The organism is Ruegeria sp. D6 (genome assembly GCF_056534365.1).
The window spans coordinates 82,924-104,036 of the sequence record NZ_JBQFPH010000002.1; the positions used below are offsets into that span (position 1 = coordinate 82,924).

At 58.4% G+C, this 21,113-nt stretch carries 23 protein-coding genes; 13 read left to right on the forward strand and 10 right to left on the reverse strand.

What is annotated here, in order from left to right:
* Positions 1-18: 18 nt before the first annotated feature.
* Entirely contained in the window at positions 19-1,596 is a 1,578-nt protein-coding gene (locus ACR0A1_RS07855) for a bifunctional metallophosphatase/5'-nucleotidase (protein WP_170625323.1), read from the reverse strand.
* A gap of 108 nt (positions 1,597-1,704) precedes the next feature.
* On the opposite strand from ACR0A1_RS07855, the gene ACR0A1_RS07860 reads away from it, so the two are divergent.
* The 4 genes from ACR0A1_RS07860 to arsC are packed head-to-tail and all read left to right on the forward strand — an operon-like array spanning position 1,705 to position 3,864.
* A complete protein-coding gene (locus ACR0A1_RS07860) occupies positions 1,705-2,043 on the forward strand; it encodes a DUF952 domain-containing protein (RefSeq protein WP_480866958.1) in 339 nt (112 codons plus the stop codon).
* Positions 2,040-2,471 (forward strand): DUF1330 domain-containing protein, encoded by a 432-nt coding sequence (locus tag ACR0A1_RS07865; RefSeq protein ID WP_170420906.1) that lies wholly within the window; start codon positions 2,040-2,042, stop codon positions 2,469-2,471. The genes ACR0A1_RS07860 and ACR0A1_RS07865 overlap by 4 nt, the downstream gene beginning before the upstream one ends.
* Positions 2,468-3,526: a quinone-dependent dihydroorotate dehydrogenase gene (locus ACR0A1_RS07870; RefSeq protein ID WP_480761099.1), complete on the forward strand. Its 1,059-nt coding sequence runs from the start codon at positions 2,468-2,470 to the stop codon at positions 3,524-3,526. The genes ACR0A1_RS07865 and ACR0A1_RS07870 overlap by 4 nt, the downstream gene beginning before the upstream one ends.
* Positions 3,523-3,864, forward strand: a complete 342-nt coding sequence (gene arsC / locus ACR0A1_RS07875; RefSeq protein ID WP_170662049.1) for an arsenate reductase (glutaredoxin) — start codon at positions 3,523-3,525, stop codon at positions 3,862-3,864. Before ACR0A1_RS07870 ends, arsC begins: the two co-directional genes overlap by 4 nt.
* On the opposite strand, the gene ACR0A1_RS07880 is transcribed toward arsC, so the two are convergent.
* From ACR0A1_RS07880 to ACR0A1_RS07890, 3 genes are read right to left on the reverse strand one after another with little or no spacing between them, the layout of a single operon-like run.
* Entirely contained in the window at positions 3,861-5,177 is a 1,317-nt protein-coding gene (locus ACR0A1_RS07880) for an MATE family efflux transporter (RefSeq protein ID WP_480763061.1), read from the reverse strand. The genes arsC and ACR0A1_RS07880 overlap by 4 nt on opposite strands.
* Before the next feature lie 2 nt (positions 5,178-5,179).
* Positions 5,180-5,698, reverse strand: a complete 519-nt coding sequence (locus tag ACR0A1_RS07885; protein ID WP_170635955.1) for a PaaI family thioesterase — start codon at positions 5,696-5,698, stop codon at positions 5,180-5,182.
* Between the two features lies 1 nt (position 5,699).
* Entirely contained in the window at positions 5,700-6,119 is a 420-nt protein-coding gene (locus ACR0A1_RS07890; RefSeq protein WP_010438901.1) for a PaaI family thioesterase, read from the reverse strand.
* A 117-nt stretch (positions 6,120-6,236) separates the two neighbouring features.
* On the opposite strand from ACR0A1_RS07890, the gene ACR0A1_RS07895 reads away from it, so the two are divergent.
* From ACR0A1_RS07895 to ACR0A1_RS07930, 8 genes are all read left to right on the forward strand, one after another.
* Positions 6,237-6,605 carry a MerR family transcriptional regulator gene (locus tag ACR0A1_RS07895; protein ID WP_170391912.1) on the forward strand — a complete coding sequence of 123 codons (369 nt, stop codon included), beginning with the start codon at positions 6,237-6,239 and terminating at the stop codon, positions 6,603-6,605.
* Positions 6,606-6,777: 172 nt separating this feature from the next.
* Entirely contained in the window at positions 6,778-7,179 is a 402-nt protein-coding gene (locus tag ACR0A1_RS07900) for a MerR family transcriptional regulator (protein WP_039536426.1), read from the forward strand.
* Between the two features lie 38 nt (positions 7,180-7,217).
* Positions 7,218-8,999, forward strand: coding sequence for an acyl-CoA dehydrogenase C-terminal domain-containing protein (locus ACR0A1_RS07905; RefSeq protein WP_480866961.1), 1,782 nt, complete (start codon positions 7,218-7,220; stop codon positions 8,997-8,999).
* A gap of 53 nt (positions 9,000-9,052) precedes the next feature.
* Complete coding sequence (locus ACR0A1_RS07910) at positions 9,053-9,265, forward strand: hypothetical protein (protein ID WP_170391916.1); 213 nt, start codon at positions 9,053-9,055, stop codon at positions 9,263-9,265.
* 31 nt (positions 9,266-9,296) lie between these two features.
* A complete protein-coding gene (locus tag ACR0A1_RS07915; RefSeq protein WP_170391918.1) occupies positions 9,297-9,935 on the forward strand; it encodes a glutathione S-transferase in 639 nt (212 codons plus the stop codon).
* Between the two features lie 12 nt (positions 9,936-9,947).
* Entirely contained in the window at positions 9,948-11,159 is a 1,212-nt protein-coding gene (locus tag ACR0A1_RS07920; RefSeq protein ID WP_480752472.1) for an acetyl-CoA C-acetyltransferase, read from the forward strand.
* Positions 11,159-11,647, forward strand: a complete 489-nt coding sequence (locus ACR0A1_RS07925) for a cupin domain-containing protein (protein WP_480866964.1) — start codon at positions 11,159-11,161, stop codon at positions 11,645-11,647. The genes ACR0A1_RS07920 and ACR0A1_RS07925 overlap by 1 nt, the downstream gene beginning before the upstream one ends.
* Positions 11,640-13,841, forward strand: a complete 2,202-nt coding sequence (locus ACR0A1_RS07930; protein ID WP_480866966.1) for a 3-hydroxyacyl-CoA dehydrogenase NAD-binding domain-containing protein — start codon at positions 11,640-11,642, stop codon at positions 13,839-13,841. The genes ACR0A1_RS07925 and ACR0A1_RS07930 overlap by 8 nt, the downstream gene beginning before the upstream one ends.
* A gap of 53 nt (positions 13,842-13,894) precedes the next feature.
* Here ACR0A1_RS07930 and ACR0A1_RS07935 read toward each other — a convergent pair whose 3' ends face one another.
* Both ACR0A1_RS07935 and ACR0A1_RS07940 read right to left on the reverse strand, forming a co-directional pair.
* Positions 13,895-14,671 carry a Hint domain-containing protein gene (locus ACR0A1_RS07935; RefSeq protein ID WP_480866968.1) on the reverse strand — a complete coding sequence of 259 codons (777 nt, stop codon included), beginning with the start codon at positions 14,669-14,671 and terminating at the stop codon, positions 13,895-13,897.
* Between the two features lie 209 nt (positions 14,672-14,880).
* Positions 14,881-15,819, reverse strand: a complete 939-nt coding sequence (locus tag ACR0A1_RS07940) for a DMT family transporter (RefSeq protein ID WP_480866970.1) — start codon at positions 15,817-15,819, stop codon at positions 14,881-14,883.
* Between the two features lie 147 nt (positions 15,820-15,966).
* Between ACR0A1_RS07940 and ACR0A1_RS07945 the strand changes: the two genes are divergently transcribed.
* Positions 15,967-16,980: a hypothetical protein gene (locus ACR0A1_RS07945; RefSeq protein WP_480866972.1), complete on the forward strand. Its 1,014-nt coding sequence runs from the start codon at positions 15,967-15,969 to the stop codon at positions 16,978-16,980.
* Positions 16,981-16,983: 3 nt separating this feature from the next.
* On the opposite strand, the gene upp is transcribed toward ACR0A1_RS07945, so the two are convergent.
* The 4 genes from upp to ACR0A1_RS07965 are packed head-to-tail and all read right to left on the reverse strand — an operon-like array spanning position 16,984 to position 21,111.
* Positions 16,984-17,616 (reverse strand): uracil phosphoribosyltransferase, encoded by a 633-nt coding sequence (gene upp, locus ACR0A1_RS07950; RefSeq protein WP_170391930.1) that lies wholly within the window; start codon positions 17,614-17,616, stop codon positions 16,984-16,986.
* Positions 17,613-18,599: an adenosine deaminase gene (locus tag ACR0A1_RS07955; RefSeq protein ID WP_480866974.1), complete on the reverse strand. Its 987-nt coding sequence runs from the start codon at positions 18,597-18,599 to the stop codon at positions 17,613-17,615. Before ACR0A1_RS07955 ends, upp begins: the two co-directional genes overlap by 4 nt.
* Complete coding sequence (locus tag ACR0A1_RS07960) at positions 18,596-19,807, reverse strand: phosphopentomutase (protein WP_480866976.1); 1,212 nt, start codon at positions 19,805-19,807, stop codon at positions 18,596-18,598. The genes ACR0A1_RS07955 and ACR0A1_RS07960 overlap by 4 nt, the downstream gene beginning before the upstream one ends.
* Positions 19,804-21,111, reverse strand: a complete 1,308-nt coding sequence (locus ACR0A1_RS07965) for a thymidine phosphorylase (protein WP_480866978.1) — start codon at positions 21,109-21,111, stop codon at positions 19,804-19,806. The genes ACR0A1_RS07960 and ACR0A1_RS07965 overlap by 4 nt, the downstream gene beginning before the upstream one ends.
* Between the last annotated feature and the right edge of the window lie 2 nt (positions 21,112-21,113).

Genomic DNA, 21,113 nt, shown 5'->3' on the forward strand with positions numbered 1-21,113 from the left:
TTTGCTTCTCCGGTCACATCACTTCTGTTTGATGCGCCCGTCCAGATAAGGCTGATACGGGGCGTTCTCGGCCAGATATTCCGCCGTAACATCCGCCAGATCAGGCCCGAAATCATAGGCGTTTTTGTCATCACCCGAGAACACAGAATAACCATCGCCACCATTGCGGACATAGTTGTTTGTCACCACCAGATATGTCGCAGCTGGATCAATAGCTTCGAAACCGCCATCCTTGGCGACCATGACCTCAACAATCCGGCCCTCATTCGGGGCAACCGATGGATCCCAGGTAAATGTCATTCCTGCCACCTGAGGGAAGCGGCCTTTGACCTCTTCAACTTGGCTCACCCCGTTTTCAAGAGCATCAATCACGCCCTGACCGCTGATCTCGAAGGTCGAGAGCGTGTTCTGGAACGGCAGAACTGTCAGCACCTCACCCATGGTCACCTCACCCGGATCGATCGAGGCGCGCAGCCCACCCGAGTTCGCAATCGCAATCTGGGCACCCTGATCGGCAACCCGCGCCAGCATGGCATCCGCAACAAGATTGCCCATCTCACACTCCTGCACGCGACAAACGGACCGGTCGCCTTCAATCGAAGCTGACGCTTCCGCGACAACCTTGTTGCGAATTTCATCCAGCGGAACGGCCAGCTCGGCGATGCGGTCTAGCGCGGCCTGATCCTCTGTCACCGCATTGTCCATGATCAGCGGCTCACCCTCTGCGGATACAACATTTCCGTCATCATCGAATGTCACATTCAATTCACCCAGAAACTTGCCATAGGCATAGGCCTGAACGATCTGCACCCCGTTTACGACGGTAGGGTACGGTCCGGCGGCCTTGTCGGATGTGTTCGAAAGATATGTGTTCGAATGCCCACCCACGATCACGTCAACGCCCGTGGTCTCCTGCGCCACGCGCTGATCGACGCCATAGCCTGAGTGGCTGAGAACGATGATCTTGTTCACACCTTCGCCGGTCAGCTTGTCGACCTCAGCCTGAACGGCAGGAACTGGATCAGAGAAGGTGATGTTTGGACCGGGTGACGCGATATCGTGCGTGTCTTCCGGCGTCAGTCCGATCAGACCGATCTTTTCGCCGCCCACTTCGATCACAGCCGATTTCTTGATCTTGTCGGTCAGCAGTTCCTCATCCGCATAATCGGCGTTGGACATCAGCACCGGGAAATCGACCGAGTCGATGAAGCCGCGCAGCACCTCAGGGCCATCGTCGAATTCATGGTTGCCCACAGTCATGGCGTCATAGCCCAGCTTGTTCATGAACTCAGCCGCAACCTTACCCTTGTAGTAGGTATAGAACAGCGAGCCCTGGAACTGGTCGCCCCCATCAACGAGGATCGAGTTATCGGCCCGTCCGCGGGCCTCTTCGACTGCCGTCACAAGGCGCGCCGATCCACCAAAGCACTTGCCTTCGGCATTGTCTTCGTCGCCACAGGCGCTGTCGTACTTGTTGATCGGTTCAAAGCGCGAGTGGAAATCGTTTGTATGCAGAATCGTAAGCTTGTATTCGGCAGCCGCCATACCGGCGCTGAGTGCCAATACCGCAGCCGAAGCCAGAAAACGGGTGAACATCGTGAAACTCCCTATGATTGTTTTGCGCGATGGTGCGCGTTGCGTGGCGAAGAGTCAAAGGGGGAAATCCGGCTTGATTCCACCTGTCGTGCGGGGCATCAGGACTTCATGCTGATTTACAAGATCTTCCGCGCCGATGAATGGGCAAACCTGCAGGCACATGGGGCTTCGGATGGTGCACCGATTGATGTGTTGGATGGATATGTTCATTTCTCAACCGCAGAACAGGCCGCTGAAACCGCTGCCAAGCATTTTGCCGGGGTCGAGGGCCTGACCCTCTTGGCCTGTAACAGCCAGGCGATGGGTGACGATCTGAAATGGGAGGTTTCCCGTGGCGGCGCATTGTTCCCCCATCTCTACCGCCAGATTCAAATGTCGGATGTGGTCTGGTCACGCGATCTGCCCTTTGACGGTCAGGCGCACCAGTTCCCGCAGGAGATGGAATGACACGCTTCATCGATCCCGAACGCGAACAGTTCGAGGCGTTTAAGGCCCTCGATCGAGACCATCCTATCGAGATGCTCAATCTGGTGAAGTTTCGCGAAACAGCTCAGTATCCGTCCGATCACGCACTGGCCGGCGCACATCTGACCGGCGCACAGGCCTATGGCAAATACGGGTCTGAAACCGCGCCTATCGTCGCCCGCATAGGAGCGTCGATCCTTTGGCGCGGCGCATTTCAGACTATGCTGATCGGTCCACAAAATGAGGCTTGGGATGCTGTGTTCATCGCCCGCTACCCCACCGCCCACGCATTTCTTGAGATGGTGACCGACCCTGCCTATCGCGCCGCGGTGATACACCGGCAGGCCGCCGTTGAAACCTCGCGCCTGATACGTTGCGCGCCGACAGAGGGTGGAGATTCCTTCGGATGAAACTGACCGAAAAACTTGGGCTCGCTGCGCTGCACCGTCTTGACCCGGAAACCGCGCATGGGCTTTCGATCAAGGCTCTGACCTCGGGGCTTGCACCGACGCCTGGGCCGGTCACATCGGACCGGCTGAAGACCCGAGTCGCGGGACTGGATTTGCCCAACCCCGTCGGACTGGCCGCAGGGTTTGACAAAAATGGCGAAGCACTGTTGCCGCTTTCACGCGCCGGGTTCGGGTTTATCGAAGTCGGGGCGGTGACACCCCGTCCGCAGCCCGGCAATCCTAAACCGCGCTTGTTCCGCCTGACCGAAGATCGCGCCGCCATCAACCGCTTTGGCTTCAACAACGAGGGAATGGAGGTCATGGCCGCGCGTCTGGCGCAGCGTCCAAAGGACGCGGTGATCGGTTTGAACCTTGGGGCCAACAAAGACAGTGATGATCGGCCCGGAGACTTCGCAAAAGTGCTTGCCCATTGCGCTGCGCATTTGGACTTTGCCACCGTCAACGTGTCCTCGCCCAATACCGAAAAGCTGCGAGATTTGCAGGGCAAAGCGGCGCTAACTGCGTTGCTGAGCGGTGTGATCGAAACCCGAAACGCCCTGCCCCGCCCGATCCCGATCTTCCTGAAGATCGCCCCGGATCTAACTGAGCACGAATTGCAGGATATCGCCGCTGTCGCCCGTGAAACCGGCGTGGACGCGGTGATCGCCACCAACACCACGCTGTCGCGCGATGGCCTGCGCAGTGCGCACAAGGATCAGGCCGGAGGCCTGTCCGGCGCGCCGTTATTCGAGAAATCGACGCGGGTGCTGGCGCAGCTCAGCCAGTTGACGGGCGCAGATATCCCGCTGATCGGGGTCGGCGGCATCAGTACGGCAGAACAGGCCTATGCCAAGATCTGCGCCGGAGCGTCCGCAGTGCAGTTCTACACGGCGATGGTCTATGGCGGGATTTCCCTGGCCGCTGACATCGCACAGGGGTTGGACACGCTGCTGGAGAGGGACGGCTTCGATTCGGTCGCGCAAGCGGTGGGCAGCAAACGAGAGGACTGGCTATGATCAAATACTGGCACAATCCGCGCTGTTCCAAGTCCCGCGCGGGGTTGGCGTTGCTGCAGGAAAACGGCGCAGATCCTGAGGTGCGCAAATACCTCGAAGACGCGCCCTCGGCCGATGAAATCCGGACGGTTCTGGCCAAGCTGAATATCCCGGCGATCAGCATGATGCGCACCGGAGAGAAAACGTTCAAAGAGCTTGGTCTGGCCAAGACCTCGCCCGATGAGGAGCTTGTTCAGGCCATGGCCGAACACCCGATCCTGATCGAACGTCCGCTGGCCATCGCGGGCGACAAAGCCGCTATCGGACGCCCGCCCGAGAACCTGCTGGACTTGCTTTAGGCGATCTGTGCCTCAAGTCGTGGATAGCGCCAACCAAGCGTAAGGCCCCGTGCGATGTTCAACACCATCAGCGCGACCCAAAGCCCATGATTGCCCATCGTTGGCACCAGCACGAACAACGCAACCACGTACAGCGCGACTGACTGGATCATCGCGTTGCGCATATCGCGGGTCCAGGTGGCGCCGATATAGATACCGTCGAACATCCAGCTTGCCACTCCGATGATCGGTGCCAGAGCAGCCCAGAGCAGATACTCGCGTGCCGTCATACGAACTTCAGGCGATGTCGACATCAGATCGATCAGCGCGGGCCCTGCCAGGTAAAACACCAGCCCAAGCCCGATGGCCCCGCCAACGCCCCATTGAGACGCCATAACCGACGCGCGCCGGACCTTCCGGCGGTCGCGAGCACCGACGGCTCCTCCGACAAGAGCTTCAGCCGAGAAAGCAAATCCGTCCAAAGCGAACGCGGTGATTTCGAGAAACTGCAATAACACCTGATTGGCCGCCAAATTCACGTCGCCCAGATCGGAACCGACAAACAAAAACGTGGTGAAAGCCCCGGTCAATAGAACCGAGCGCACCATGATATCGCCATTCACCTGCATCATCCGGCGCAGCCGTGCGGCATCAAAAATACGCGGCCAATCCCGCCACTGCTTGCCGCCAAACGCATCACCACAAAGCCACAAACCCAGGGCAAGACCCGTCCACTCGGCAATCAATGTCGCGATGGCAACGCCCTCGACACCCCAGCCCAGGCCAAGCACAAACCATAGATCCAGCGCTATATTCAGCCCATTCATCCATATCTGCAGGATGAATACACCTCGCGTGCGTTCGACTGCGATCAGCCAGCCTGTCACCGCATAAAGGGCAATCGTGGCCGGAGCGCCCCAGATGCGAATCTCCAGATAGGCGCGCGTCAGAGACTCGACTTCGGCGCTGGCGGGCGACAGTGCAAAAGCTCCAAGGAATACCCAAACCTGCGCGGCAATGAAAACCAATCCTGCTGTTCCGCCCAGCAGCAAGCCTCGCATGAGCAACGCTCCGGTTTCTGCAGTGTCACCTGCACCGCGCGCCTGTGCCGCCAGCCCGGTGGTGCCCATCCGCAGAAAGCCGAATATCCAGTAGATCGCCGACAGGATCACCGCACCCATACCCACAGCCCCGATGGGGGCGGCCTGCCCCATCTGACCGACAACGCCGGTATCCACTGCCCCGAGGATCGGTACGGTCGCGTTCGACAGCACGATCGGCAACGCGATTTTCAGGACGCGCCTATGGGTAATGGGCGCTGAGGCGTCCTCCATCTTTAGTCTTTCGGTGTCGGAGATTGCGGCATCAAGAAGTGCCCCGTACCTTGCGCAAAGAGTTTGGCGTGATTGTCTTGCCAGGCTTCGACACGGACAGAGGCATAACGTCGACCCGAGCGGTTGATGAAAGCGCGCGCATAGGCGTCTCGCGGCAGGCCCGACCGCAGGTAGTCGACAGTGAAGTCGATGGTTTTGGGAAAGCGGATATTCACGTCGGTCAAGATGTCTTCCGCACCGATCTCACCGCTTTCAATCCTGGGAAACATATGTTCCCAACTCAGCGTGATTACGGCAGTGACTTCCAGAAACGCCGCTGTCACCCCACCGTGGATAGCGGGCAGAAAAGGATTACCGATCAACTTCTCATCGAAATTCAGAACGCCCGTCAGTTCGTCCCCCCGCCGGTCGAATGTTATATTGAGGAACCGAATATACGGCACACCTTCGACCAGCGCGGTCAATGCGGCATCACGGCGTTGCTTGACCACCTGCATAGGTTCTGGGCGAGGTCTTGCCATCTCAGCGACCCTCCACGGTGAAGGCACCTGAAGCGGTGGCAACGGGACGGTCGCTGTCATCATCCGTCGCCGTCGCCCGCACAAAAGCCACGTTGCGCGTGATGTGATAGCAGGTCGCGCGGGTCCGGATACTTTGACCCGGCGTTGCGGCCCGCATGTAATCAATACGCAGATCGATGGTGGCGGTTCCTCCCGGGGCCGAGGGGTGGCTCATCACTGCGGCACCGCAACAGGTATCCAGCATGGCCGACACAGCCCCGCCATGGATCACGCCAGTCCGAGGGTCGCCGATCAGTTGCTCGTTATAGGGCATCGAGATTTCAGCCTCACCCTCTCCGATGTGGGTCAGATCAAGCCCCAAGGCCTTGGCGTGCGGAATCGCCTCGATGAACTGGCGCGCTAAAACTGTCTTATCGACCATGGGGTTGGGTCCTGTCCTTGTACCTGCCCCTTTATGGGCCTGCGTTTACACCAAGGGCAAGCCCACCTGTTGCGCTTGCCGCAACGACGCCCTAGGTTGCTGCCAAGGAGACCCGGAATGTCCGACACCCGTTTGTCATTCAAAGAAATGTGCGCTGAGTTCGACGTGACCCCACGCACCCTGCGCTATTACGAATACATCGAATTGCTGCAGCCTGACCGTGAAGGCAGGTCGCGGTTTTACGGGCCTCGTGAATGCGCCCGGATGAAACTGATCATGCGTGGTCGAAAGTTTGGATTTCCTTTGGAAGAGATTCGTCAGTGGCTGCTGATCTACGAAGATCAGGGCAATCAGGCGCAGATGGCGACCTTTATCGAGATGGCCGATCGTCAAATGGAAGAGCTGCGCCAGCAGCGCGCGCAATTGGATGAAGCAATGGATGCGCTTCAGCAATTGCGCGATCAGACCGTCGGCCTGCTGAAATAGCCCCTTCCCCTACGGCAAGAAAATTGCCGAAACCCCTGCTTACGCGACTGGATGTTACGTCAACTATTTTGTGACGCAGCGTCCGCATTACGTAAACGTCACTTGTGTGTTGTAAAACGCTCATCGACTGCGCAACTCAGATTGCATGACGCCAGTGATGAGAGTTTGAACCATGACCGAAGATCTGCTGACCATCCGCGAAATGTGCGAGACCTATGATGTCACGCCCCGCACATTGCGGTTCTACGAGGCCAAAGAGCTTTTGTTTCCGATCCGCGAGGGCCAAAAGCGCTTGTTCACCAAACGGGATCGTGCACGCCTGAAACTGATCCTGCGCGGCAAGCGCTTTGGCTTCAGCCTCGAAGAGATCCGCCAGCTTCTGGACCTGTACCACGTGGGTGACCAGCAGCTGACCCAGATGTCCCGCACTTATGAAATCGCGTGCGAGCGCCTTGCTGACATGGAATCGCGCCGCGAAGAGCTGACGCAGGCCATTGACGAACTAAAAGAGCAGTTGCGCTGGGGCGAAAAGGTTATCGCCTCGATGAAACAGGAAAAGAAGGCCGCCGAATAAGCCCGGCCTTTCGGACATATGAATTAAGGGAGCTTCACATGCCCGTCTATAACGCGCCAACCAAAGATACGCAGTTCATCCTGCACGATTTTCTGAAAGTCTCGCAGTCGGATATCCCCGGCTATGATGAACTGGAGGCCGAGTTTACCGGCGCGGTTCTGGAAGAAGCGGGCAAAGTTGCCACCAATGTGTTGCACCCGCTGAACGTGGTTGGGGACATCGAAGGGTGCCGGTTGGAAAACGGGATTGTGTACACCCCAACAGGTTTCAAAGATGCCTTCGAGCAGATGAAAGAAGGCGGCTGGACTGGCCTCGACATGCCGGAAGAGTATGGCGGCCAGAACATGCCTTATGTGATGGGTACTGCGGTAGGCGAAATGTTCTCGGGCGCGAACCAGGCGTTTGTGATGTATCAGGGCCTGACCCACGGCGCAGCCTCAGCCATTCTGGCGCACGGAACCGACGAGCAGAAGAACACGTACCTGCCCAATATGGTCAGCTGCGAATGGACCGGCACCATGAACCTGACCGAACCGCATTGCGGCACCGATCTGGGGCTTATGCGTACCAAAGCCGAGCCGCAGGACGATGGCAGCTACAAGATTTCCGGTCAGAAAATCTTTATCTCTGCGGGCGATCACGACATGGCCGACAACATCATTCACCTGGTGCTGGCCAAAATTCCAGGCGGACCCGAGGGCATCAAAGGTGTGTCGCTGTTTATTGTCCCGAAGTTTATCGTGAACGAAGACGGTACTCCGGGCGAGCGGAATGGTGTTTCGGTCGGCAAGATCGAGGAAAAGATGGGCATCCACGGCAATTCGACCTGCGTCATGAACTATGACGAGGCCACCGGCTGGCTGCTGGGCGACGAGCACAAAGGCATGCGCGCCATGTTCACGATGATGAACGAAGCGCGTCTGGGTGTGGGCATGCAAGGCCTGTCCCAGGCCGAGGCAGCGTATCAAAACGCCGTCGAATACGCCAAAGACCGCCTGCAGGGCCGCGACGTAACAGGTGTGAAGAACCCGGATGGCCCGGCCGATCCGCTGATCGTGCACCCGGACATCCGCCGCAACCTGATGGATCAGAAAAGCTTCACCGAGGGCGCACGTGCGTTCATCCTGTGGGGCGCGACCATGATCGACAAGGCGCACCGCTCGGGTGACAAGGATGCCGACGGGCTGATCTCGCTGCTGACACCGGTCATCAAGGGCTTCCTGACGGATGAAGGTTACGACATGACCGTTCAGGCGCAGCAGGTCTATGGCGGCCATGGCTACATCGAAGAATGGGGCATGTCGCAATACACCCGCGACGCCCGCATCGCGATGATCTACGAAGGGGCAAACGGCGTTCAGGCGTTGGATCTTGTTGGCCGGAAGCTGGCGCAGGATGGCGGCAAGCATGTCATGGCGTTCTTTGAGATGGTTAAAACCTTCTGCAAGGAAAATGCCGGCAAGGATGAAGCTTATGACAAAGCGTTCATCGAACCGCTGAAGGCCGCGTCCAAGGACCTGCAAGCCGCTGGCATGTATTTCATGCAGGAAGGCATAAAGAACCCTAACAACGCGCTGTCCGGTTCGTATGACTTCATGCACATGTTTGGTCATGTTTGCCTGGGCCTGATGTGGGCTCAGATGGCGAAAGCCGCTCGCGAAGCGCTGGATGGTGGCGCCTCGGACAAAGAGTTCTACGAGACCAAGATCAATACCGGTCGCTTCTACATGGCCCGTCGCCTGCCCGCGACAGCCATGCATTTGGCGCGCATCCAAACCGGAGCGGACACGGTAATGGCGCTGGACGCAGCGAACTTCTGATCTCAGTGTGGGCTCGGGCGTCGTAGCCCGAACCCACCCTTGGAGGAGACAAGATGCCAAAACGCTTTCGCCTGACCCGCCGCTTTCCCGTCGCCATGACCGAGGATGGCTATCGCAAACTCCGCGGTTTCGCGCGAGAGGCGGGATTGGATGAAGGTGAGGCTTTGTCGTTCCTGTTCGAGAATTTCAATAGCGTGATTGATCACGAGAACCTGACGCACAGATTGCGCATCTTCAACTCCGAGCTGGACGCAAGAAAGCGCTGAACGCGCAATACGCCTTGGGAGGGGCGCCCAAATGACCATCAAACTGCATTGCTTCGGTGAAAGCGGAAACAGCTACAAAGCCGCTCTGGCGCTTGAGATGTCGGGTCTGGAGTGGGAAGCGGTCTTTGTCGACTTTTTCAACGGCGCAACGCGCACCCCTGAATTCCGGGCCGAAGTGAACGAAATGGGCGAAGCACCCGTACTGGTAGATGGCGATTTTCGCACCAGCCAGTCCGGAGCAATTCAGGCCTATGTCACCGAGAAATCCGGAAAATTCGGCGGCAAGGATCGTGACGAAAATTACGAGATTTTCAGATGGGTTCTTTGGGACAACCACAAGCTTAGCTCGATGGCCGGACTGACTCGTTTTCTGATCAACTTCCTGCCCGAAAAGCACCGCAATCCGGATGTTATCGCGTTCAATCAGGGTCGCCTCAAGGCTGCTTATCAGACACTGAACGCCCATCTTGAAGGCCGCGACTGGATCGTTGGTGGCGGCGTGACCAATGCTGATATCAGCTGCTGCGGCTACCTCTATTACCCCGAACCATTTGGCTTTGATCGCGCCGATTGGCCCAACATCGATGCTTGGCTGACGCGCCTTAGCGAACAGCCCGGTTGGAAACACCCCTACGACCTGATGCCCGGCAACCCGTCGGATCGAGCTTAAGGAGAAGACCCCATGACCGAAGCCTATATCTATGACGCCCTGCGCACCCCGCGCGGCAAGGGCCGCAAGGATGGCAGCCTGCACGAGGTAACCTCGGTGCGCCTGTCTGCCCTGACCCTGAACGCGATGAAAGAACGGAACAATCTGGAAGGCCACGCCGTCGAGGACGTGATCTGGGGCAACGTCACGCAGGTGATGGAGCAAGGCGGCTGTCTGGCGCGCTCGGCAGTTCTGGCTTCGGATCTAGATGAAGCGATCCCCGGTCTGGCGATCAACCGTTTCTGCGCCTCGGGCATGGAAGCTGTGAACTTGGCGGCAAACCAGGTCAAAGGCGGCGCGGGTGAAGCCTATATCGCAGGCGGTGTCGAGATGATGGGCCGGGTGGCCATGGGCAGCGATGGTGCGGCGATTGCCGTTGACCCGTCGTTGGCGATGGAAACCTATTTTGTGCCGCAAGGTATCTCGGCCGACATCATCGCAACCGAATATGGGTTCAGCCGCGATGATGCCGATGCTCTGGCCGTTGAATCCCAAAAACGCGCAGCAGCGGCTTGGGAAGACAACCGGTTTGAAAAGTCGGTGATCACCATCAAAGATCAGAACGGTCTGATCATTCTGGACCGCGACGAGTACATGCGTCCCGGCACAGACATGCAGTCGCTTGGCGCGCTGAACCCGTCTTTCGCAATGATGGGTGAGCAAATGCCGGGCTTCGACAAGGTGGCGATGATCAAATACCCGCATCTTGAGCGGATCAACCACATACACCACGCGGGCAACAGCTCGGGCATCGTGGACGGTGCGGCCGCTGTGCTGATCGGTAATAAGGAGTTCGGTGAGAAATACGGCCTTAAGCCGCGCGCCCGCATCAAAGCGACCGCGAAGATCGGCACTGATCCGACCATAATGCTGACCGGTCCGGTTCCGGTGACTGAGAAAATTCTGGCCGACAACGGAATGAAAATCGGCGATCTGGACCTGTTTGAAGTCAACGAAGCCTTCGCCTCGGTCGTGCTTCGGTTCCAGCAGGCGTTTGATGTTGATCCGGCGCTGGTTAACGTCAACGGCGGCTCGATCGCGATGGGTCACCCGCTGGGTGCAACCGGCGCGATGATTATCGGCACGCTGCTGGACGAGCTGGAGCGTCAGGACAAGGAAACCGGTCTGGCCACACTCTGCATCGCATCCGGTATGGGTGCGGCAACAATTATCGAGCGCGTCTGATGCCCAAACTGGATCTTTCTCAGATACCGTTCAAAGGCGGTTCATCTTATCCCGGCAAGTTAGCCGAGGCCGCCGCGGGTCGTTTTGTCCAGCGCGTCGGAGATGCAGGCGGGCTGACCCAATACGGGGTCAACATCGTACGTTTGGAGCCCTCGGGGCTATCCTCGCTGCGCCATTACCACATGGAGCAGGACGAGTTTGCCATCATGCTCAGCGGCAAATGCATGCTGATCGATGATGATGGCGAGCATGAGATGCTGCCCGGTGACTGCGCCGCTTGGCCTGCAGGTGAGGCCAATGGCCATCACCTTGTGAACAAAACCGACACGCCCGCAACCTTTCTGGTGGTGGGCACCCGGACCCCGACCGAGACCGGCTATTACAGCGATTTAGATATGATGGTGAAAGATGATGAGAACGGATTCTCTTTCACTCGCAAGGATGGCAGCCCGCTGACGGCTGACCAGATTGGAGATGACAATGACTGATTTCACCCTCAGCAAAGACGCCGATGGCGTCGCCTTCATCACCTGGGACGTTCCCGGCAAATCCATGAACGTCCTGTCGCGCGAGGCCTTCACTCTGGTCGGTGATCTGATCGATCAGGCGCTGGCGGATGATGAGATCAAGGGCATCGTTATCACCAGTGGAAAAGAAGGGTCGTTTGCAGGCGGCATGGACTTGAGCACGCTCGCCACGATCCGACAGGAGGCCGGCGACGAACCCGCGCAGGCACTGTTCGATTTCGTCATGAGTGGCCATAACATCCTACGTCGGCTGGAACTGGCAGGCATGGACCCCAAGTCCAAAAAAGGCGGCAAGCCGGTCGCCTGTGCCATCAACGGCACCTGTGCCGGGATTGGTACCGAGATCGCATTGGCCTGTCATCACCGTGTGATGACCAGCAATCCGAAATCCAAGATCGGCCTGCCTGAGATTCTGCTGGGTATCTTCCCCGGTGGAGGCGGCACCATGCGCTACAGCCGTATGGTCGGCGCAATGGCGGCGGCACCCGTCTTGCTTGAAGGCAAGATGATGGACCCGAAGAAGGCCAAAGGCGCACAACTGATCGACGCGGTGGCGGATGATCCGGTTGCGGCGGCCAAGGAATGGGTACTGAACGCCAAGGAAGCCGATCTGGTAAAGCCGTGGGATGCTAAGGGCTACAAGATGCCCGGCGGCGCACCCTACCACCCCGCCGGTTTCATGACCTTCGTCGGCGCCAGCGCCATGGTGAACGGCAAGACTCAAGGTGCCTTCCCAGCGGCCAAGGCTCTGTTGAGTTCAATCTACGAAGGCGCATTGGTTGACTTTGACACCGCCTTGAAGATTGAGGCGCGCTGGTTCACCAACGTGCTCATGAACCCGTCTTCGTCAGCGATGATCCGGTCGCTGTTTCTGAACAAGGAGGCGCTGGAGAAAGGCGCAGTGCGACCCAAGGATGTACCCGATCAGCGGGTCAAGAAAGTCGGCGTTCTAGGTGCCGGCATGATGGGGGCTGGTATTGCTCTGGTCTCGGCACAGGCCGGGATGGAGGTTGTGCTTATCGACCGAGATCAGGAGGCCGCCGACAAGGGCAAGGCCTATAGCGCAAGCTATATGGATAAGGGGATCAAGCGCGGCAAAGCGACGGCTGAGAAGAAAGAAGCCCTGTTGGACCGCATTACCGCCACGCCCGATCTGGAGCACCTGAAAGGCTGCGACCTGATCATCGAAGCCGTGTTCGAAGACCCCGGCGTCAAGGCTGAAATGACCAAGAAGGTCGAGGCGATCATCCCCGAGGATTGCATCTTTGCGTCGAACACCTCGACCCTACCGATCACAGATCTGGCCAGGGCCAGCGTCCGGCCCGAGCAATTCATTGGCATCCACTTCTTCTCACCGGTCGAGAAGATGTTCCTGGTCGAGATCATCAAAGGCAAGGAAACCGGTGATCGTGCTGTCGCCAAGGCGCTGGACTATGTGCGCCAAATCCGCAAGACACCGATCGTGGTCAATGACGCGCGCTTCTTCTACGCCAACCGCTGCATTATTCCGTACATCAACGAAGGTCTGCGGATGATCACCGAAGGCGTCAGCCCTGTTCTGATCGACAATGCGGCGCGTCAGTTGGGCTTCCCCGTAGGACCCATTCAGCTGAACGACGAAACCTCGATTGACCTGGGGGCCAAGATCGCCCGCGCTACTAAGGCAGCTATGGGCAACGCTTACCCGGAAAACCCGGGCGATGATCTGATCTTTTGGATGGAAGAACAAGGTCGTCTGGGTCGCAAGGCCAATGCAGGATTCTTCGACTATGACGACAAGGGCAAACGTGTCGAGTATTGGAAGGGCCTGCAGGACAAATACCCACATGCCGCAAACCAGCCCGACCTGATCGAAGTGCAGGAACGTCTGATGTTCGCGCAGGTTCTTGAAGCCGTCCGTGCGCTGGAAGAAGGTGTTCTGGAAGATATCCGCGAGGGCGACGTGGGTGCGATACTTGGCTGGGGCTTTGCGCCGTGGTCCGGTGGCCCGCTCAGCTGGTTGGACATCATTGGTACGCCCTACGCCGCCGAACGCTGCGATCAACTTACCGAAGCCTATGGTGAGCGCTTTACCTGCCCGCCGCTGCTGCGCGAGATGGCGGAAAAAGGTCAGAGCTTCTATGGCCGCTTCAACCCCGAAGCACAGGCCGCCTGAACAAAGACAGCAGGCGCATGAGCCCATGCGCCTGCTTCATACTCAAACACCTACTATTGCAGCTGCCATTCAGGCCGCAGGAACAGCGCAGGCATATTGGGCCGCCCCGGTCGCCCGGGTCGACGTACGCCCGATGCCGGTCGGATCGGGAAAATTGGCTCTTGCGGAATGGGTGCAGGTAACGCAGCCAACGGGTTGGTTAAAGCCGAAAGGTTCCCTTTGCCGGTCACGGCCTCGATCAGAAGATCGGCATGTTCAGCATCCGCGACTTCATAGGCCTCAGGGTTTCGACTTGACCCGGTATTCATGCGACCGGACGGGCAATAAGCCTGAAATCCGCCCTCGATAAAAACCAGCTCATCCTCGTCAAAGAGTAATGACGTGACATCGAATGACTGCGCAGGCGTGCTGGACTCAATACTCCCCACCCCGCTGAGCGTTCGAGCTGGAATAATCGAAACCCCCTCGATTCCAACACCAAGCTTGCCTTGATCCAATGCCATACCCTGTTCCGGCATCAGCCAGACTGGGCGCCCATTATAAGCTGCTCGGGATGGCACAAGGATCGGCAGATGCTCGGGCCTGCGTTCGTCTCCCGGCACCACGATCCGGTCGACGCAAACGCGCCTCAGTTCTTTGAACCCATGGTCCCGGGTCCGCACCAGATCGCCTGCAACTAGTCTTTCGACCCGTTTCCAGCCCCCTGTTGTGGACACTTTGGTTCCGTGCAGCAATCCCCCACGACGCGCTGATGCGGCCTGTCCCACAAAGGCCTGTCGGCCTTTAACTTCACGTTTCGAATACCCCGAAACACTCACTAACTCTAACACGTGCCGTCCCCCTGTTGGCACCTTCACACAACTCAGAAGGTCTTAGAGTTGTGCCTCAATTGGACTTAGTTTTGCCACATTTGAGGCCAAATTAGGTCAGTTTCGCCGCAATTTACTGGTTTTGAATAAACAAATCAGTATTACGAGCGAGCTTTGATATGCATTTCGAAACGATGCTATGAGGGATACAAGCCGATTCTATTCCGTTCTTACTGCGCCGCATGCTGTAGCGAGGATAACCGCCGCTCCCGCCACCCAAGCAGCACTCCGGCAGAGGCGATCATGCCAATGCCGATGATTTGCATCTGCCCGACGGACTGCCCAAACGCCACCCAAGCAAAGAACGGGCCAAATATCATGACCGAGTATTCAAAGACTGCGACATATGATGGCTCACCCAGTTGATAGGCTTTGATCAGCATAAAAACGGCAATTGTTGAGCCCACGGCCTGAACCACAACCCAAGGCAACGCGTCTTGCATCGGCCAAACCCAACCGCGCATCGCGAAGCCATCCGGCCCGACTGGCACGCCAACCGGAAACAGGGCAAGCCAGATCAGTCCGATCGCCCCCGCAAGCCCCAGCGTGACAACCATCGCCGCCAGCAGCGCAACAGTGCTTTCATTGGAACAGTGGGTGCGCGTTACAACAGCGCTGAGTGCGTAAAAGAAGCCACCAGCGACTGGCAGCAGCGTCTTTACATCAAACGATGTCGGGTCCGGTTGCAATACGCACAGAATTCCCGAAAACCCCAATAAAACAGCCACGATCCGCCAGGGACCTATGCGCTGTTTCAACAAAAGGGCCGAAATCAACAGCACGAATATCGGCGATGTGAATAACCCGGCAAGCGCCTGAGCGATGGGCATCAATGCCAGCGCGCTGAAATAGAAGAGCATCGCCAGCGTGATCAACACGCTGCGCACCGCGACGACACCAATCCGCCGGGGCCTCAAGGTGCCCAAACCCAATATCGACAACACCGCGATCAGCGGCAGCATCAGTAAGGCGCGACTTAGGTGAAACTGCCAAAGCCCCACGCTCTCGGCCACGCGGATCACGAAATTGTCGATCACGCCGATAATGGACATGGCCGCAACCATCAGCAACGACGCCATGATTGAATGGGTTTGTTGTTGTGACTGCATCCGCGCCTCTGCCCTTAATCAGCCCGTTCTGGCCGAAACTTACCCGGCACACTCAGCACATTTCACAAACACTGCGCAACAGGTTTGCGCCGCTGGTTTTTGCCATGCTAAGCTTGGCGCAAAATAATATTTGAGCAGCATTACCCGATGACCGCACTCAAACAGTACCAGCGGATCGAAGCCACCGGTCTGTGGCGTCCCTCGCCCGATGAGCAACGGCGCGAAGTAGTCGTATCGATTGGTGAAGCCACTCTGACGATTTCTGACTTCAATGACAGCGCGCTGACCCATTGGTCGCTGGCGGCGCTAGAGCGACAAAACCCCGGAACCTACCCTGCAATATTCAATCCCGACGGCGATCCCGGCGAAACACTGGAGCTTGCAGAATCTGAAACCACAATGATCGAAGCAATTGACCGGCTGCAGCGCGCCATCGACCGTGCCAGACCACATCCCGGACGGCTGCGTTGGCTCAGCGTTGCAGGGGTTGTTCTGGCGGTCTTGGCAGTGCTTTTGTTTTGGCTACCCGGAGCACTGCAGCGCCATGTTGTTTCGGTAGTGCCAGAGGTCAAGCAACAAGAAATCGGCGATGCAATCCTGCAGCGGATCGAAAGGGTGTCAGGCAAGGCTTGCTCTTCGCCTGATGCGCAAGCGTCGCTGGATCAGCTGGCGCGCCGCACCGGTGTCCGCCAAATCGTGATCCTACCAGCAGGTCTGCCTGACAGCCTGAGCCTGCCGGGTGGAACCGTGCTGCTAAACCGGGCACTGGTCGAAGATCACGAAGACCCAGCCGTTGCCGCCGGATACATCATAGCCGCGCGCGCGCGGGCAACTCAGCAGGAACCGCTGGACGATCTGTTGGACCGTACCGGCCCGAGTGCCGCATTTCGGTTGCTGACTACCGGCGAATTGACGCCCGAGATCGTGGACACCTACACCGAGCAGGTTCTATCCGGTCCACAGCCGCAGCTAAGCGATGACGTGCTGCTCGCGGTTTTTGCACAGACCGCCCTGCCCTCGACCCCATACGCCTATGCGCTTGATATCACAGGCGAGTCCGTTCTTGGATTGATAGAAGCCGATCCGATGGCGGGTCGTACTTTGGAACAGGTACTGCCCGACCGCGATTGGGTCCGGCTACAGAATATCTGTGGGCAATAGCACCTATTTGGTCCCGAACATCCGGTCGCCAGCGTCACCTAGTCCAGGCATAATGTAACCCTTTGAGTTCAGCTCACGATCCAGCGCGGCCGTGACGATTTTGACATCCGGGTGCGCCTCTTTCATGCGCGCGACGCCCTCGGGGGCAGCCAACAGGCACAGAAAGCGGATATCTTTCGCCCCCTGCTCTTTCAGCAAATCAATGGCCGCAGCCGAGCTGTTGCCGGTTGCCAGCATCGGATCAACAGCAATGACCAAACGGTCCGTCAAACCCTCGGGAGCTTTGAAATAGTATTGGACCGGCTTCAGCGTCTCTTCATCCCGATAAAGCCCCACGAAGCCCACTCGGGCAGAGGGGATCAGCTCCAGCACGCCGTCCAACATCCCGTTTCCAGCCCGCAGGATCGATACCAGCGCCAATTTTTTGCCCGCCAGAATGGGAGCGTCCATTTCTTCCATCGGGGTTTCGATATGGCGGGTGGTCAGCGGCATCTCGCGGGTGACCTCATAAGCCAGCAAAAGCGTGATCTCGCGCAGCAACTGCCGGAACACAGCGGTTGAGGTGCCTTTGTCCCGCATGAGCGTCAATTTGTGCTGCACCAATGGGTGGTCGACGACGGTCAGGTGATCGCTCATGATGTCTCCAGTCTTTTCTTGACCCGCGCGCGGGTCTCTTCATCGCAAAAGGCCGCGTTCAGGGCTGTTTCATTCAGGGCAGCAAAATCTTCGGCTTGCCAGCCGAACGCTGCATTCAGCATCTCATATTCGCGCCGCATCGTGGTATGAAAAAACGGCGGATCGTCAGTGGATACCGTGACGTTGACGCCTGCATCACGCAATTTAGCGATGGGATGTGCGGCAAAATCAGGAAACAGGCCCAGTACCACGTTTGAACCCGGGCAGACCTCAAGCGTTATGCCCCGGTCAACTAACTCGTACACAAGATCCGGGTCTTCGATGGCGCGAACGCCATGGCCTATGCGCTCGACCCCCAAATCACGGACAGCATCCCGAACACTCTCTGGACCGCCAAATTCACCGGCATGGGTCGTCAATCGCAACCCAGCCTCGCGCGCGCAGTCAAAGGCCCATTTGAAATCGCCCTGCGTTCCGACGGATTCGTTGCCGCCCATACCAAATCCGGTAATCCAGTCACCTGCGGTTTCAGCCGCACAATGGGCGCTGGCCTTGGCTTGCTCGGGTCCAAAATGGCGCACACAAGTGATGACACCACGCAGGGTGATCCCGAATTTGCGCTCGGCCTCGTCTGCGGCGTCCTGAATCGCAGTCAGGTAATCCTTCCATGCATGCAAATCGCCACCGCCGCAGAAATCCGGGCTAAGGAATGTTTCGGAATACACCACACCATTCGCGGCACTCTCTTCCAGAATGGCCAGCGTCAGGCGGCGGAAATCTTCAGGCGTTTTCAGCACCTCGCACGCAGCCTCATAAACGCTAAGGAAATGGGCAAAGTCGCGGAAATCATAAGAGCCGTCGGGTTTGAATATCCCGCTCAGGTCCACTCGTTTCTCATGGGCCAGATGGCGTATGAAGCTAGGCGGAGCGGCGCCTTCATGGTGCAAATGTAATTCGATCTTAGGCAGGTCAGCGACTGTCATAGAAAAGTCCTTCCCGGCCCTTGCGCCGGTATGTTCAGGTGGTGCGCGATACTGGCGGCGATATCGGCAAAGTTCACGGGACCGATCTCGCCCGTGCCCTGCCCTGCGATCAGCACGGGCACTTGTTCACGGGTGTGGTCAGTGCCGCTCCAACTGGGGTCGTTGCCGTGGTCTGCGGCCAATAGCATCAGATCACCGGGGCGCAGTTTTTGTAGGATCGCGCCAATTTCACAATCGAACCATTCCAGCGCACGGGCATAGCCGCTGATATCGCGCCGATGGCCATACAGACTGTCGAACTCGACAAAGTTTGCAAAGGTCAGGCTGCCCTCTTCCGCCTCATCAACGAGGTCCGACAGGTGACGCATCAACTCTGCGTCCGAACCCTTTCGCAGCGTGTCGATCCCCTGCATTGAAAATATATCGCCAATCTTGCCCACCGCATGCACACGGCGACCGGCATCCTGTGCCCAATTCGTCAGAACGGGTTCTGGCGGAACGATGGCAAAATCCTTGCGGTTGGTTGTCCGGGTGAAACCCGTTTCGGGCGTTCCGACAAACGGCCGGGCGATAACGCGGCCCACTTTCATCTCGTGCAAGCGCGGCGCCAGTGAGCGGCACATATCCAGCAGTCGGTCGAGCCCAAAGCTGTCTTCATGCGCGGCAATCTGGAATACGCTATCGGCAGACGTGTAGCAGATCGGCCAGCCGGTACGTATATGCTCGGCCCCCAGTTCTGAGATGATCGTCGTCCCCGAGGCATGGCAGTCGCCTAATATTCCGTCGGTCCCCGCTGCCTCGGCGGCAGCCTTGCTTAGCGTTTCGGGAAACGCTGGCTGGCGATCCGGGAAATAACGCCAGTCCCATGGCACAGGTAAACCCGCCAGTTCCCAATGCCCTGAGGGCGTATCCTTTCCCGGAGAATATTCACGTGCGCAACCCCACAAGCCCGTCGGCGCGGCCTCAAGGCCCGGCGTCGGTGCGCCCGAGGCCAGACGGGTCGCCGCCCCAAGCCCCATGGCATCCAGGTTGGGCAGTTGCAACGGTCCGCTCCGCCCTTCTTCCGCACGCCCCTCGGCACAAGCTTGTGCTATGTGGGCCAATGTATTCGCGCCTGTATCGGGTTTGGTGCCGTTGTAAAACTGATCGGCATCCGGCGCGCCGCCGATACCCACCGAGTCCATCACCACAAGGAAAGCGCGGCTCATGCGCAGATCCTTTCGTGGATTTGCGGCGGTTGCGCGACCAGTTCGTCACTCAGCGAAATAGCATCCAGTACCACCGCCGCAGCCCTTTGCGCCGCATCTTCCCGCCCCGCATGAACAACCGCCAACGGAGCGCCTTTGGTCACCTTATCTCCGACCCTCAGAATGCCCGACAAGCCAACCGCCGGATCAATCTCATCGCTCTCGATCTGGCGCCCACCGCCTAGGGCCACGACTGCGAGGCCCAGCGCCTCGCCATCAATAGACGAGACATATCCGCCATGCGGAGCATGAACTTCCCGGATCACATTGGCCTCTGGCAAAAACCGATCCCATGTGTCAACGAAATGCACCGGTCCACCCACGGCAGCCATCATGCGTCCGAACCGTTCGGCTGCACGACCATCGCGGATCACTTGGGTTATTCTGGCGTTCCCTTCCTCTGCCGAAGCGCACATACCGGCATCCGCCATGAGAACGCCCCCCAACTCGGCCGAGATTTCCGCCAAAGGTGATCCCTGCCCGCTGGTCAAAGCTTTCATCACCTCGGCCACTTCCAGCGCATTGCCCAGCGCGGACGCAAGGGGCTGGCTCATGTCGGTGATCACTGCGGATGTACGGCAACCAGCGGCATTAGCCGTTTCGGTCAAGGCCTGCGCCAAATTGCGTGCCTCATCGAGTGTCTTCATGAACGCGCCGCTGCCCACCTTAACGTCCAGAACCAACGCATCCGGGCTAGCCGCCAGCTTCTTGGACAGGATTGATGCCGTAATCAGGTCAAGGCTCTCCACCGTCGCCGTCACATCGCGCACCGCATACAGCCGCTTGTCCGCAGGGGCGATCTGGCGCGTTGCCCCCACGATGGCTGCCCCTGTGTCTTTCAGCACTTGCGTCAGTCGCGCCTGCCCGATCTGAGTGGTCACTCCCGGTATGGCCTCGAGCTTGTCCAGAGTGCCCCCGGTATGGCCCAGACCACGCCCCGAGATCATCGGCACATACGCCCCGCATTCCGCCAAAGCCGGGGCAAGCAGCAGGCTGACGCAATCGCCGACCCCACCGGTCGAATGCTTATCGACCACCGGCCCGTCCAAATCCCACGTCAGCACCTCGCCGCTGTCGCGCATGGCAACAGTCAAATCAGCCCGCCCATTGGCCCCCAGACCGCCCATACAGACAGCCATTGCAAAGGCCCCGGCCTGCGCGTCACTGACGCCACCATCGGCCAGGCCTTGCGCGAACCACATTAGTTCGTCGCCGGTTGGTACTTCCTGACGGCGAAGTTTGGCGATGATCGAGCGCGCATCCATGA